The following is a 14,422-nucleotide window of genomic DNA, read 5'->3' as shown; positions in this document are numbered from 1 at the left end:
CTAGTTCAAGATTCGAGTCGGCACGTCGATGTCGCACACATCCGGCAATACACCATCCGCGTCACGCAAAGTGTCGAGATAGGCGGAAAACTCCGCCGAATTGGTATCCACGACCTGAACGCGAAGGCGTTCGGCCTCGGGCACGGCATTTTCCATGCGTATGGACCGGATGACGTCCGGCGTGAACTCCGGATCATCATACAGAACACCGACATTGAGGCTTTCAATCGCCTCGATGCCATGGCGCACACGGCCCCACACCGTATAGTCTGCATTGAGGTGTTCGGCATCTCCCAGCGTGATGTAGAACTGGCTGCCCGCGCTGTTGGGGTCCGCGGTTCGTGCCATCGCCGCCGCACCGGTGCAGTGAAGCAGCCAGCTATCCACCCGGCCATCGCCCATCAGAGCCGCGGCCGCGAGCGGGCGGGTTCCGGCCGGGAAACCCTGCCAGAAGCCGGCGGGCGCCTGGTCACGACCCCGCGGGCGCACCGGGCGCATCATCAGTTCCGAGACCTGGAGCTCACCCCCGCGACGCACGGTAAACTCGGCCGGGACCGGCGGAAGATCGGTCCGGTGGTTCGGATTGGAGCGGTGCCCGCCGCCCTGGGCCATGAAGTCCTCAATGACACGATGCCAGATGAGGAAATCGTAGAAATTTTGGTCTGCCAAGGTCTTGATACGCTCAACATGCCGCGGGGCAAATTCCGGGGCCAGCTCGATCACGACCGGTCCGTAATTCGTGCTCAGATAGAGCGTGTTTTCGGGATCAAGATCGCGCCAGGCGGCTTCGGAGAATTCAAAAGCCGGAGCCGTTTCCGCCGGAGCCGCAACCTCGGTCGGCGATGCGTCCTGGGGTGCAGTCTCGGTTTGCGCATCACGCGCGCAGGCCGTGGCCGACAGGGCCAGGGTCAGGCAGGCAGCAAGGGACAGGCGACTAATCACGCAAAACGCTCCTTAAGCTTGGCTTCAATCGCGGGGGGCACAAAGGCGGACACATCCCCGCCCAGCTTGGCAATTTCCTTCACCAGACGCGAAGCGATGGCCTGGTGACGCGGATCCGCCATCAAGAAGACCGTCTCGATCTGGTCATTGAGCCGCTGATTCATCGCGACCATCTGGAATTCGTATTCAAAGTCTGACACCGCGCGCAGGCCGCGCACGATGGACTGGGCACCGATGCTTTCGGCGAAATGCATCAGCAGACCGTCAAACGGCATCACTTCGATATGAGCATGTTCGGAGAACCGGGCCAGTTCGGTCTCAACCATGGCGACCCGCTCGTCCAGCGAGAACAGCGGTTTCTTGGCTTCATTGATCGCCACGCCCACCACCAGACGGTCCACCATTTTCACGGCCCGTCCGATGATGTCGATATGACCATTGGTCAGCGGATCAAAGGTTCCCGGATAGAGCGCGGTCCGTGTCATTCTCAGGTCTCCCGGCCACTCCCGCCCCTCCGAACGGAAGTCTCTCCAACAGGTGATAGACGGTTTAAAGCGCTGTGCAAATCACTCCGCTGACATCAGGCTTCCGGGCCGTCCGCGGCAGGGGTTTGCGGGGTCTGCGCCTCATCCTCGCCGCCCTCATCATCACCTGCATCCTCGATCCGCACAACCGCGACCACCTGTTCATCGCCATTCAGACGGATCAGGCGCACACCGCGCGTGGACCGACCGGCAATTCGCACCCCATCAACAGGGAAACGGATCAATTGTCCGCCATCTGTGACTGCCATGATCTGGTCCGCATCATCCACGGGGAAGCTGGCTGCCAGCAGTGCGCCGCGCGAAAGGTCCATCGCCGCCACACCCTGATTGCCCCGTCCCATGACGCGATAATCATAAGCGCTGGATCGTTTGCCCATGCCATCCGCGCCCACGGTCAGCAGGAATTGTTCCGCTCCGCCCAGTTCGGCGATGCGTTCAGGGCTGAGCGCAGCCTCTTCACCGACATCCTCGGCCGCATCCGCGACCGGAGCCTCGATCTCCTCATCCCCCAGCGCACGACGCATGGCCGTGGCGTGTTTCGTATAAGCGCGGGCTTCGGCGGGTGTGACCTCGATATGGCGCAGGATGGCCATCGACATCAGACGATCGCCCTCGCCCAGGCGAATGCCACGCACACCAATGGAATTGCGGCCCGCAAAGACCCGGACATCGGTGACGGGGAAGCGGATCGCACGACCTTTTTCACTCACCAGGAAGACATCATCATCCTCGGTGCACAAACGCACATCGATAATGCGTTCATCCTCGGCATCGAGCTTCATGGCAATCTTGCCATTGCGATTGACCTGGACAAAATCCGACAGCTTGTTGCGCCGCACCGAACCGGACTGGGTGGCGAACATCACATTCAGCTCGGACCAGGTGCTCTCGTCTTCCGGCAGCGCCATGATCGAGGTGATGGTCTCACCCTGATCCAGGGGCAGGATGTTCACCAGCGCCTTGCCCTTAGTATTGGGCGCACCCGCCGGCAAACGCCAGGCCTTGGTCTTGTAGACCATGCCCTTGTTCGAGAAGAACAGAAGCGGTGCATGGGTGGAGGCGACAAACAGCGTCGAGATAAAGTCCTCGTCCTTGGTCGCCATGCCCGACCGGCCCTTGCCGCCACGGCGCTGGGCCCGGTAATCGGACAAGGCGGTACGCTTGGCATAACCACCATGGGTGACCGTCACGACCATGTCTTCGCGCGGGATGAGGTCTTCGTCCTCGAAGTCATAACCGCCATCGAGGAATTCGGAACGACGCGGCGTGGCGTAATTCTCTCTGACCTCGGTCAGCTCGCTGCGAATGATATCCAGAACCCGCACGCGAGACCGCAGGATATCGAGAAGATCAGCGATCTCGTCCGCGAGGGTCCGGGCTTCATTGCCCAATTCCTCACGCCCCAGACCGGTCAGCCGGTTCAGCCGGAGCTCGAGAATGGCGCGTGCCTGTTCCTCTGTGAGGCGCAGTGTACCGTTGGAGGTCAAAATCGACCGCGGATCAGCAACCAGCTCCACCAGAGGCGCCACATCGGCCGCCGGCCAGTCGCGCGCCATCAATTGTTCACGAGCGGTGGCCGGGTTCGGCGCATTGCGGATCAGGGCGATCACGTCATCGATATTGGCCACGGCCAGAGCCAGACCAATGATCACATGTGCCCGGTCGCGGGCCTTGTTGAGCTCAAACTTCGTGCGGCGGGCAACCACTTCCTCGCGGAACCGCAGGAAGACCTCGATAATCTCGCGCGCGCCCAGTTGTTGCGGCCGCCCATCGACCAGCGAGAGCATATTGGCACCAAAGGAGGTCTGCATGGACGACCAGCGATAGAGCTGATTGAGCACGACATCGGCATTGGCATCACGCTTGAGCTCGATCACCACGCGAATGCCTGAGCGGTCGGATTCATCACGCAGATCGGCAATGCCTTCGATCTTCTTGTCGCGCACCAGATCGGCGATCTTCTCGATCATCGTGGCCTTGTTCACCTGATAGGGAATCTCGTGAACGATGATGGCCTGACGATCCTTGCGGACCTCCTCGATGGTGGTCTTGGAGCGCATGATGATCGAACCACGCCCTGTCTGCACGGCAGAGCGAGCGCCGGAACGTCCCAGAATATGAGCTCCGGTGGGGAAGTCGGGCCCGGGCAGGATGGACAGGAATTCGTCCTCATCCAGTGCCGGATTGTCCAGGAGGGCCAGCGAGGCGTCGATCACCTCACCCAGATTATGCGGCGGGATATTGGTCGCCATGCCCACGGCAATGCCGTTGGATCCATTGACCAGAAGATTGGGATATCGCGCCGGCAGAACCGTCGGCTCCTGCCGTTCGGCAGAATAGTTCTCGACAAAATCCACCGTATCCTTGTCGATATCGGCCAGCAGCGACTGGGCCACCTTCTGCATGCGCGCTTCGGTGTAACGATAGGCTGCCGGCGGATCGCCATCGATCGAACCGAAATTGCCCTGTCCATCCACCAGCGGCACCCGCATGGACCAGGTCTGCGCAAGACGGACAAGGGCATCATAGACGGCCTGGTCACCATGAGGGTGATAGCGACCCATCACATCACCCACAGCCGTCGCACATTTGCGGTAGGCCTTTTCATGGGTCTGCCCGTTTTCATGCATGGTGTAGAGGATGCGGCGGTGAACCGGTTTGAGACCATCACGGGCATCGGGGATGGCACGGCTCACGATCACGCTCATGGCGTAGTCGAGATAGGAGCTGCGCATCTCGTCTTCGATGGCGATATTGCCAATACCGTCTGGAAGCGGGGCGGCACCCGGGTTCAGTTCGTCGTCCTGATCGCTCAAGGCGGTCCTCTTTCACGCTGCAGGGCCGCAAGGTGTGGGGAAATTCCCGCCTGTCGCCCTGTGAAAAACACCGCCCGTCCCGCGTGCGCGAGAATCAGGCGGCAATTCTGTCGCATTGGTTTAACAATCGAGCAGATTCGGCGCAAATCCCGGGCGCGGTTATCCCCGAAAGACTGGTCAAACACGCGCGTCCTGCTAGCCTTTAGGGACAGACACAGCCGGAGGGATATCCATGACGGGACTCAATCGCCGACACCTGATTGCCAGCGGCCTGGCCCTCGCCCTGCCTGCCCCGGCCCTGGCCAGTCGTTGCCGCACCTCTCGTGCACAGGTCGAAGGCGGATGGGAACCCGGTGCGACCCTGCCCATCCAGACCCAGGAAATCTATCCGGCCGTGCTGGATGACGACATGTATCTGGCGGGAGGCCTGTCGACGGATGGTCCCAACCCGATCAACATCACCGACCGCGCCTTTGCTCTTCGGAGCTGGACCCCGGTTTCAAGCACGCCGGGTGGAGACGTTGTTCGCCTGGGCTGTGACGCGGACTGGCACGAGATCGCGCCCCTGCCCGAACCACGTCACCATCCCCATCTCGTCGGACATGGCGGCAAGATCCATGCTCTGGGCGGGTTCAAGGCCGGCAATGGCGGTGCGTGGAACATGATCCGCAATCACACGGTCTACGACCCGCGAAAAAATACCTGGACGGAAACGACACCCCTGCCCGGTCCGCTCGGCGAAACCGTCGCGACCTCTCATGAGGGGCGGATCCACGCCGTCACAGGTCGTCAGCCTACCGGGGGTGGCAATGCCAATTGGGGCCATCACGGCGATGTCGGTGTGCACTATGTCTATGACAGCCGCACAGATCGCTGGGAAAGCGCGGCCCCCAATCCCAATCCACGCAATTCAGCAGCCGGGGTGCACATGGCGGATGGCTGGCATGTGGTCGGGGGGCGCCGGGTCAATGAGGGTAATCTCGCCCATCACGAGGTCTATGACTTCGAGTCTGATCGCTGGGAAACACGCGCACCGATGCCCCAAGGCCAGGGCGGGCTGGCGGCGGGACAGCTGGGCGGTGAACTCTATGCGTTTGGCGGAGAATGGTTCGCCGATGGCGGGGGTGTCTATCCCAATTGCTGGATCTATGATCCGCAATCGGACAGTTGGCGCAATGGACCGAGCATGCTCACACCCCGACATGGGCTGGGTGCCGTGAGCACACCCGATCGCATCATCACCGTGGCCGGCGCCACCCGTGTCGGCGGCGACGGCACATCAGGCATTGTCGAGTATCTCTACCGGGCGTCGGAGTGAAACTCTGAGAAGGCAAAGAATTCAGTCCGGCTGACCCAGGTGTCGCCGTCCGAATCCATGCGTTCGAACACCCGTTCAATCCCGGCCGCCGCCGAGGCCTCGGCGCTCGTCAAAGCGCGCGAGAGCATTTCGTCATAATCGAACTCCTGGCCGCTGGCCGCAATCACCTCGGCCTGACCGGCAATGGCCTCGCGGAAATCCGTGGTGACCTGGTCGATCATCGCCTGGGAAAACGAACCGTCCGGGTGCAGTCCGGCCAGTTCGTAGAGTGTGGTGACCTGGAAACGGTTATCACCATCCGCATCGAGACGTTCGAATACGACGTCCGGGCTTTCCTCATCCCCAATCGCGGACTGGGTCGGCAAAATGGCGCTGGTCGCCAGGGTGGCGGACAAGAGAGAAACAAGAGAGAGATTCATGACAGGCTCCTTGATGGGCAAACGTAAATTTGGCCAGGCCCGTCGCTTGGGTTTCACCGGATAATCTTCGACAAACGCCCGGATCACCTCACTGGCGGTGACCCCTTTCTCCCGACACGCCTCCATGAAGGCCTGCTTGCTGGAATAGCCCAGCCGGATTTCCAGGGATTCCGATCGTTTTTCGCGTCGTGTCATGTCCGGTTCGACCCGTTTGTTTCGCACTCACATTCCGACTCGGATGAGTCACTCATGTCGGGCAGGACCACTTGCAGCGTCACCGCCCGCTGGGAGAATGAGAACAAATTACCCGCCCCGACGCACGCGAAATCCTGTCCGGACACTGAATTCCCAGTAATAACAGGGGGGTTTGAGGCGCCGTCACAAACATATGCGTTTGCGAACGGGCCGCATCGCACTAGAAAACCGCTCGTTCAGGACAAACCATTGGGGGAAGCGATGCGCGTCCATACACTGAAAACCACCTTGATTCTGGCACTGGCCAGCACACTGGCCGCCTGCGCCGCCCTTGTGGACCCGGATCCAAACGAAACGGAGAGGGCGGTTGCCGCACCGGTTGACGATCCGATTGTCCTGCTGATTGGTCTGGACGGGCTGCGCTTTGATGCGATTGACCGCCATCCCGCACCGAATCTGCAGGCGCTAGCTGCGCGTGGCACACGCCCGCAACGCATGATCCCGGTGATGCCATCCAAGACCTTCGTCAACTTCTATTCCATCGCCACGGGCCTGTATCCCGAAGATCATGGCATGATCACCAATGCCCCGTATGACCGGGTCTATGATGAAGTGTTTTCCAACCGGGGCGGTGGCCCCCAGGATCCGCGCTGGTGGGCGGGCGAGCCGATCTGGACGACCGCCGAGGCCCAGGGCCGACGCGCCCATGTCATGTTCTGGCTGGGATCAGAAGTGGAGGGTCGCCGTCCCACCGTCTGGCATCCCTACCAACACGACAAACCCTATGAGGAGCGCGTGGCGGAAGTCCTCGCCTGGTTTGATGCCCCGCTAGACGAACAACCCGATTTTGCCGCCGTCTATTTTGATCATGTCGACAGCATCACACACCGTGCCGGTCCGTTCACCGAAGCCGAAGGTCAGGCGGTAGCCCGTGTCGATGCACTGGTCGGAAACCTCGTGGACGGCCTGACCGAACGCGGCCTTCTGGAGCGCACAACGATCATTGTCGTGTCCGATCACGGCATGGCACCGGTCAACAATTCCGACCGGGTCATCTTCATCGATGATTATGCCGAGCTTGAGGGGCTGTACATGCCGGAAGTCCAGGGACGCTATGGCGCCGGGCTCAACCCCTATATCTTCGGCTATGGCGATGCGGAAACCGTGTCCCGGGTGCATGCTGCCATGCAGGGAGCCCATCCCGAGCTTGAGGTTTTCACCCGCGACACCATGCCGGATCATTTCCACTTCGATCACGAGACCCGTGGTCCCGATATGATCTTCCTGCCCTCACCCCGCTGGTCCGTGACCCTGCGTGAAGCGGATCTGGCCTCGCCCTACCAGGCCAACCTCCGCGGCAATCATGGGTATGACAATATGGAGATGGATATGGGCGCCACCTTTATCGGCGCCGGTCCCATCTTCCCGCAAGGGGCACGTCCGGACGCGTTCGAGAACGTCAATGTCTACGGTCTGATGGCCTGTGCCCTGGGTCTTGATCCGGCAGACACCGCCGGTGATGACGCAACCCTGGCCCGGCTGACGGACGGTCGTTGCGGAACGCCATAACCCGGCCAGACGAGTACACGACAGGAGGTCGTCCACGATCACGGCAGACGACACGGGGCTTACCCGTGAATCGGATTTTCGCCGGGCTCGAGCGACCTCCAACACTCTTTAATCCTGTCCCCCAACCGTGACAGGGGTGAGTGATGATTGCACGCATGGCTGCCTTTGCGGCGCCGGTTATCGTGGTCGCAGGCCGTCTCAATGCCTTCACGCCGCTGGGTGGCAAAGTGCCCCTGGCTCGTCGACTTGCTATAAGTCCGTCGACATCGGCTGGACCCGTTTCTGGTGGTCGGTCTGGTTTGCTCGGATCTGTGCAAGCTTCGCACACCCAAGCGCGTTTGAATTGAATTATTCCCTCAGGGGTTGATTTCTCCGCGCGTCAGGGCAATCCTGCACCTGCGAGCCACCTTAGGTTGTTCATCGGGAGTGACAGAGCTGGAGGTTCGCCCACTCAGAGGGAGATCGACATGCGTATGATCAAGACACACACCACCAAGCTGGCCGTGGCCGTTGCAGCCCTGGCTGCGCTGACTGCCACGACAGCCGGTTCGGCCAACATGTTTGGCGACCGTCTGCACATCTACACATACTACTCCGATGCCAGCAAAACCCAGGTCGTCGGCTGGGCGCAGGAGTTTTGCTATGGCGACATGGCGCTTCTCGGCCAGGCGACCGGCACCGCAACCGCGTATTATGACGCGGAAGTCGTGGGCCGCTGCCCGTATGGCTATTACTGATACCAACTGACCCCTGTGCAGGCTCTTTCACCAAAGAGCCTCCCCCCGGCGGAACCGGTTCGGCTTGATGTCGAGCCGGTTCTGTCGCGCTTCAGGATCAAGTTTCGCAGCCGAACATAGGTTCGGATCACGGCTCGGATCTGGGCTCGGATTATGGCACCGATCTGAATTCTGATCAGAGATCCGCTTTGACCTGAAACGCGCTCACACCAGAGCGGGCTTGGCGATCATCAGCACAAAAATCGCAATAAGCGCCGTAAAAGCGGGCCAGCCAAGCATAAACCAATAGCGCATCAACCGATGGACCCGGTCCGGCAGACCCGTCCCGTCTACACCGGTCCTGCCATCATGTGCACTGTCATGAGAGGCCAGCTCGCGTTTCACCTGGATCTGGATCCAGACCACCGGCAACCAACACGCCCCGATAAACACATAGAGGGCATAGGTCGCCAGAAGCCAGGGCGAAGTCAGTGGCCATCCCGCCCAATGGGCCAGTGCTACTCCGGAAACCGGCTGAACGATCACCGCGGTCGTTGTGAATACCCAGTCTGCCAGCACCACATGGCGCGCGGTGAGCGCAAATCCGGCTCGGTCCCTCGATCGCCAGGCCATCAACATGAAAAAGGCAATCGCCATGCCCGCGCCGAACAAAATGCCCGCGGAGAGGATGTGTACGAGTTTCAGCGTCACAAAAACCGGGCTCACCGTTTATCCTCCGTCGCGGCGATTAAAGCCGCCAGCATCATCCCGGGAAAGACTTTGAGAACCGGCCCCAGCGGGTCCAGCCAGAGCTCTGGCAGGCTGAGTGAAATGGCGGCAACATAGGCCAGGGTTCCACCGATCATGCCCAGGGCCACGAGCCGGGTCCGCCAGCCCATCAGCATGGTCAGACCCAAAGCGATATCCATGATCGATGTCGCCCACAATAAGGGCCCGCGCACCGCATCCCCAAACCCGCCTGCGTTCAAAACTGCGAGTGCGGCCTCCCGGCCGGGCCCCAGCGCAATCACCCCTGTGGTCAGCCAGAATAGGCCCAGAACCACACGCGCCAGTGGGCGCAGAGGCGCCAGGCGAGCGTGCCAGCGATCCTGGACAGAGGCGGGCTCGCTGTGCAGATAGGCCTCCAGCGTGGCGGGGCGGACCGCACTCCATGCCTGCCACGGACGCGGATCACCACATCCATCACAGTCCAGCTGCTGCAGCGCGGTTGTCCGCATGGCCGAAGGCAGGCCCAGCCAGCCCAGACCATCTCCGATCCGACAGGCCAGACGGGCCAGCGGGAGCGGGACGGACCAGATCCGGGTTGCCCCAAAGCCCAGCCATCGGCGCAGCGCGGTCAGTGTCTCCCCGACGGTTTTCACCTCCGGGCCGGCAATATCCCACGTGCCTCGCACCGCCTGGGGTGCGGTCAGGCATTCGGCGACGGCCCGGGCGACATCAGCCGCGCAAATCGGCCTGAAGGCCTGGTCGGGTGCCACACTGGGCGTGATCCAGGGCAGCCCCGCCAGCATGCGCATCACGGCTGTGCCGCCATAGACGGTGCGCGCCACGATCAGGGAGGGCCGCAGGATCACCCAATCAAGATCACGGGTCTTGAGGGCCTCCTCGCCGGCGCGTTTGGTTCGCGCATAGGCACTGGTCGCGGGCTCATCAATGCCGACGGCGGAGATATGGATGACGCGGCGCAGCTTGGCGCGTTCGCAGGCCTCGAACAGCGCGGACGCCCCTGAAACATGGACGGCTTCGCTGGCCTCTCCCAGACCGTCCTGCAAAACGCCGGCACAATTGATGACCGCGTCCACATCGACCAGGCGGGCCTGCCAGTCCTCGACCGTGTCAAAACGCAGATCACAGGTCACCCAGTCCAGATGGGGGAATTGGCGGCGCGCAGCGTCCACCCGGCGGGCCGCACCAATGATGTGATGACCGGCCGCATGCAGATGGGCCGCGATATGCGAGCCCAGAAAACCGGAAGCGCCGGTGATGCAAATTCTCATCCGGCGCTCCCTTCACAGTGTCAGTTCGAACCCGGTGCCCGGATCAGAACGGAATTTCGTCATCAATGTCAGCATTATGGAAGCTCTCCTGCGGACGGTCGCTGGAGACCTGGCCGCCACCGCCACCGCCATAGCTGTCATTGCCGAAGCTGGAACCACCGGACCGGCCACCACCAAAGCTGTCACCGCCCTCATTGCGGCCATCAAGCATTTGCAACTCACCGCGATAGCGCTGAAGCACGATCTCGGTCGTGTATTTTTCCTGGCCGTTCTGGTCCGTCCATTTGCGGGTCTGCAAAGCGCCCTCGATATAGACTTTCGACCCTTTGCGCAGATAGTTCTCCGCGACCTTGGCCAGATTGTCGTTGAAGATCACGACACGGTGCCATTCGGTGCGCTCGCGGCGTTCGCCGGAGGATTTATCGCGCCAGGTATCGGATGTCGCGATGGAGAGATTGACCACCGGCTCGCCGGAGTTCAGGCGGCGGATCTCCGGATCCCGACCCAGATTGCCCACCAGAATAACCTTGTTTACGCCCGCCATGGCCCTTGTCTCCGCTCGCCGACTGCCTTGAGCAGCCTTGTCTGTCGCATTGTTCACATTCTGTTCCGCAGGTCAAACCCGCGAATCGTCTGGCAGTGTGATCACGAAGCCCGCACACGTCCAGCAAACGACTCCACTGGCCCGATGGTTATCCCCACCCCCGCGCATCCGGCCTCGCGCACGCCATGCAAACCGCACGAGCACACCTCACGTCTGGCACGTTCATGCACGGCATGCTGCACAGCAGAATGTCTGCCGCAAAATTCGTGCTGCGCCGCACAAAAACGCATGCAGGCCAACCGGAAAAATTGATGGGATTGCCCGGCGACACACCTAAATTGAACAAAAAGACAAAGAGTTGGTCCCATGTCCGTTGCGTTGATCTCCCGGGATGCCCTGCGCACCCGCTTTTCCTCCCTCATGTCCGACATGTATCGCCGTGAAGTGCCCGCCTATGGCACCTTGCTGGATATCGTCGACAGCGTGAACACCCAGGCCGGTGCCGCGCCGGTCGAAAGTTCGGCCGCCGGACGCCTGCAACTGGAACGCCATGGCGCTATTCGCCTGGGTACAGCCGACGAATTGAACATGATGCGACGCATGTTTGCTCAGCTCGGCATGGAACCCGTGGGATATTACGACCTCACTGTGGCCGGTATTCCGGTTCATTCCACGGCCTTCCGCCCGGTCTCGCCGGATGCGCTGGCCGCCAATCCGTTCCGCGTCTTCACCTCGCTTTTGCGCCTTGACCTGATCCCGTCTCAGACGCTGCGCGAAACGGCGCGTGAGCTTCTGGCCGCGCGTTCCATTTTCACTGCCGCCGCGATGGATCTGTGCGAACGTGCCGAGGCCCAGGGCGGACTGGATGCCGAGGATGCCGAACGCTTTGTGACGGAGCTGACGCAGACTTTCCAGTGGCATGCCGATGCCCCTGTGACCGCTCGCGTGTACGAGGCGCTTCTCACCTCGCACCGCCTGATTGCCGATATCGTCTCGTTCAAGGGACCGCACATCAATCACCTCACCCCGCGCACGCTGGACATTGAAATCGTACAGGCCCGCATGCCGCAGGCCGGAATCGAGCCCAAGGCCGTGATCGAAGGTCCGCCGGCGCGGCAATGCCCGATCCTGCTGCGTCAGACCTCCTTCAAGGCGATTGTCGAACCGGTCCGTTTTGCCGATGGCGTGGAAGGTGAACACCTGGCCCGTTTTGGTGAGATCGAACAGCGCGGTGTAGCCCTCACTCCCAAGGGTCGGGCGCTGTATGACCGCCTGCTCGACACGGTACGCGAGGTCATCACCCCGGCGCCCGACGGCTCCAATGCGGTGCAATACCGGGCCCATCTGGATGAGGTATTTTCCGCTTTCCCGGACGACTGGACCGCGATGCGAGAGCAGGGCCTGGCCTATTTCAGCTTTGCACTGAGCGAAGCCGGCAAGGCTGCGGCCGCAGCCCGTCACGACCCGGACCTGACCCTGGACACCCTGATCGAGCGCGGCTGGGTCACGGCCTCCCCGATTATCTATGAAGACTTCCTGCCGGTCAGTGCAGCCGGCATTTTCACCTCCAATCTCGGCGATGGTGATAGTGCGGCGCAGATCACCCGCTCCAACCAGGTTGAATTTGAAACCGCCCTGGGCGCGAAAGTCGCGGATCCGTTCGCTCTTTATGCTGCGATGGAAGCTGAAAGCCGCAACACGTGTCTGAACGCGTTCAAGACTGAGATTCCTGCCGAGTAATCGCCCGGCACGGGGCTGTGCTGCATCGAAGCTCACCGTGGGCCTGCCCAGCCAGCCCCTCGCCCCGGTTTTCGCTTGGGTCAACGCCCTGAACTGTGCCAGACCCGCCTCGTCCTCACGATGAAACCGGACGGAGGCCCGTGATGTCAGACCCTATGGCCGCAGATAATCAGGTGAACGCGGCACAGATGACGCTCCTGCGCGGCAAGCTGTTGCAAGAAGCGCATGCGCGTCCCTCCCTGCCCGCTCCGCTGCCGGCCCAGCTCACCCATTATGCCTTCATGCACAGACGCGACGGGCAGGTGCTCGATCCGGTCGCACAGATCGAGGCATTGTGTGCTGCGCTCGGGACACCGCCCCCGGATCCCGATGCCTGGCGTCATCAGATCGAATCGGGCCGGACCCGGCTGATCTGGGAACGCCATACCGAAATGAGTACGCTGACCTTGATGGAAGAAGGTCCAGGTAAACCACCTTTCTCCGGCCCACCCGAACTGGGACTGCCTGGCGAGGTGCTGGACCGGTTTGGCGATCTGCTCAGCGCCACCCGGCTGGACGTGCAACCCAGTTCGAAGGGACGGCTCAAGCCGGAACTCGCTCGCCAGGCCTTTGGGGAAAACCGTTTCATTGCCAGCGCGATTGGAGGGGGTGATTTCACCGTCGCGACCGATTTCAAGGCCGACGCGACGGGCGCAGTCCGCTTTATCCTGTTCGATCCCGGTGCACCCGATGATCGCCGCGGCCGCGTCGTGCAAAAACTCCTCGAAGTGGATGCCTACCGGATTGCTGCGCTTTTGGCGCTGCCCCTCGCACAGGCACTGGGACAGGAACTCAACCGGCTGGAAAACGCACTCGACACATTGTCCGCTCAGATCAGCGAACCCCCACAAACAGGCCGGGACAAGGATTTGCTGGAGCGTCTTTCCCGCATTGCCGGGGAGGTCACGGCAGCAGACGCGCGCACCCATTACCGCTTTGCGGCTTCGCGCGCCTATGATGCCGTCATGCGCGAACGGCTGACACGACTGCGCGAGGAACGGGTGGAAGGATATGAACGGCTCAGCGTCTTTCTGGAACGACGTCAGGCGCCGGCCATGCGGACCTGCGAGGCGGCCCAACGCCGGCTCGACGCGCTGGGCCAGCGTGTGACCCGCGCCAATCAACTTCTAGCAACCCGTGTGAATGTCGCCCTGGAAGACCAGAATGCCGCCCTCCTGGCCTCAATGGATCAGCGCGCTCGCCTGCAACTCAGACTTCAGGAAACCGTCGAAGGCCTCTCGACTGTTGCCATCACCTATTATGGCACCGGCCTCGCCCACTACCTTTTCAAAGGGGTGGCGGGCAGTTTCTGGCCGGCGCTGAATGTGGCGCTCGCCACAGCCCTCGTGGTGCCGGTCATTTTTGGCGGAGTCTGGCTCGCGCTCCAGCGGGTGAAACGATCCTTGCGAGACTGACCTCTACCCCCTCTCCTGCCAGCCTTGTGTCAGGAGCAAACCGGTTCACAGGCTGGACGACGCCCTGTGTGAGCCCTAAATGTGTCCGTTCTGCACTTCTTCTGGACAGAGCGGAGATGTTCTCCCATTGTTCCGCGCAACACTGA

12 protein-coding genes are annotated in these 14,422 nt (G+C 61.6%); 5 read left to right on the top strand and 7 right to left on the bottom strand.

Translation table 11 applies throughout. From position 1 onward, the window contains the following. The 3 genes from RMQ97_RS06055 to gyrA all read right to left on the bottom strand — a co-directional run bounded on the left by RMQ97_RS06055 (position 1) and on the right by gyrA (position 4,303). On the bottom strand, positions 1 to 942 hold the full coding sequence (locus tag RMQ97_RS06055) for a peptidylprolyl isomerase (RefSeq protein WP_413659959.1): 942 nt from the start codon (positions 940 to 942) through the stop codon (positions 1 to 3). After that, positions 939 to 1,427 carry a pantetheine-phosphate adenylyltransferase gene (coaD, locus tag RMQ97_RS06050; protein ID WP_413659958.1) on the bottom strand — a complete coding sequence of 163 codons (489 nt, stop codon included), beginning with the start codon at positions 1,425 to 1,427 and terminating at the stop codon, positions 939 to 941. Before coaD ends, RMQ97_RS06055 begins: the two co-directional genes overlap by 4 nt. Positions 1,428 to 1,522: 95 nt before the next feature. Then, positions 1,523 to 4,303, bottom strand: coding sequence for a DNA gyrase subunit A (gene gyrA / locus RMQ97_RS06045; protein ID WP_413659957.1), 2,781 nt, complete (start codon positions 4,301 to 4,303; stop codon positions 1,523 to 1,525). A gap of 232 nt (positions 4,304 to 4,535) precedes the next feature. On the opposite strand from gyrA, the gene RMQ97_RS06040 reads away from it, so the two are divergent. Then, positions 4,536 to 5,621: a Kelch repeat-containing protein gene (locus tag RMQ97_RS06040; protein WP_413659956.1), complete on the top strand. Its 1,086-nt coding sequence runs from the start codon at positions 4,536 to 4,538 to the stop codon at positions 5,619 to 5,621. Here the strand turns inward: RMQ97_RS06040 and RMQ97_RS06035 are convergent. Continuing rightward, positions 5,603 to 6,235 (bottom strand): hypothetical protein, encoded by a 633-nt coding sequence (locus RMQ97_RS06035; protein ID WP_413659955.1) that lies wholly within the window; start codon positions 6,233 to 6,235, stop codon positions 5,603 to 5,605. The two genes, RMQ97_RS06040 and RMQ97_RS06035, sit on opposite strands and share 19 nt — an antisense overlap. 261 nt (positions 6,236 to 6,496) lie before the next feature. Here RMQ97_RS06035 and RMQ97_RS06030 point away from each other — a divergent pair, with 261 nt between their 5' ends. Together RMQ97_RS06030 and RMQ97_RS06025 are read left to right on the top strand one after the other, a co-directional pair. After that, positions 6,497 to 7,804 (top strand): ectonucleotide pyrophosphatase/phosphodiesterase, encoded by a 1,308-nt coding sequence (locus tag RMQ97_RS06030; RefSeq protein WP_413659954.1) that lies wholly within the window; start codon positions 6,497 to 6,499, stop codon positions 7,802 to 7,804. Positions 7,805 to 8,271: 467 nt separating this feature from the next. After that, the gene (locus RMQ97_RS06025; RefSeq protein ID WP_413659953.1) at positions 8,272 to 8,541 is read left to right on the top strand and encodes a hypothetical protein; all 270 of its coding nucleotides are present in this window, start codon (positions 8,272 to 8,274) and stop codon (positions 8,539 to 8,541) included. 204 nt (positions 8,542 to 8,745) lie between these two features. Here RMQ97_RS06025 and RMQ97_RS06020 read toward each other — a convergent pair whose 3' ends face one another. The 3 genes from RMQ97_RS06020 to ssb are packed head-to-tail and all read right to left on the bottom strand — an operon-like array spanning position 8,746 to position 11,082. Continuing rightward, positions 8,746 to 9,246, bottom strand: coding sequence for a DUF2269 family protein (locus tag RMQ97_RS06020; RefSeq protein ID WP_413659952.1), 501 nt, complete (start codon positions 9,244 to 9,246; stop codon positions 8,746 to 8,748). Continuing rightward, the gene (locus RMQ97_RS06015; protein ID WP_413659951.1) at positions 9,243 to 10,538 is read right to left on the bottom strand and encodes an SDR family oxidoreductase; all 1,296 of its coding nucleotides are present in this window, start codon (positions 10,536 to 10,538) and stop codon (positions 9,243 to 9,245) included. Before RMQ97_RS06015 ends, RMQ97_RS06020 begins: the two co-directional genes overlap by 4 nt. Positions 10,539 to 10,581: 43 nt before the next feature. Then, positions 10,582 to 11,082 carry a single-stranded DNA-binding protein gene (ssb, locus tag RMQ97_RS06010; protein ID WP_413659950.1) on the bottom strand — a complete coding sequence of 167 codons (501 nt, stop codon included), beginning with the start codon at positions 11,080 to 11,082 and terminating at the stop codon, positions 10,582 to 10,584. Positions 11,083 to 11,448: 366 nt separating this feature from the next. Between ssb and RMQ97_RS06005 the strand changes: the two genes are divergently transcribed. Together RMQ97_RS06005 and RMQ97_RS06000 are read left to right on the top strand one after the other, a co-directional pair. Continuing rightward, complete coding sequence (locus RMQ97_RS06005; RefSeq protein WP_413659949.1) at positions 11,449 to 12,822, top strand: VOC family protein; 1,374 nt, start codon at positions 11,449 to 11,451, stop codon at positions 12,820 to 12,822. Between the two features lie 143 nt (positions 12,823 to 12,965). After that, positions 12,966 to 14,276, top strand: coding sequence for a DUF3422 family protein (locus RMQ97_RS06000; protein ID WP_413659948.1), 1,311 nt, complete (start codon positions 12,966 to 12,968; stop codon positions 14,274 to 14,276). The last annotated feature ends 146 nt before the right edge of the window (positions 14,277 to 14,422 follow it).

Origin of the sequence: Maricaulis sp. D1M11, assembly GCF_047308265.1 — a bacterium.
Lineage (GTDB): Bacteria > Pseudomonadota > Alphaproteobacteria > Caulobacterales > Maricaulaceae > Maricaulis.
This window is presented reverse-complemented; position numbering and strand designations above follow the sequence as displayed.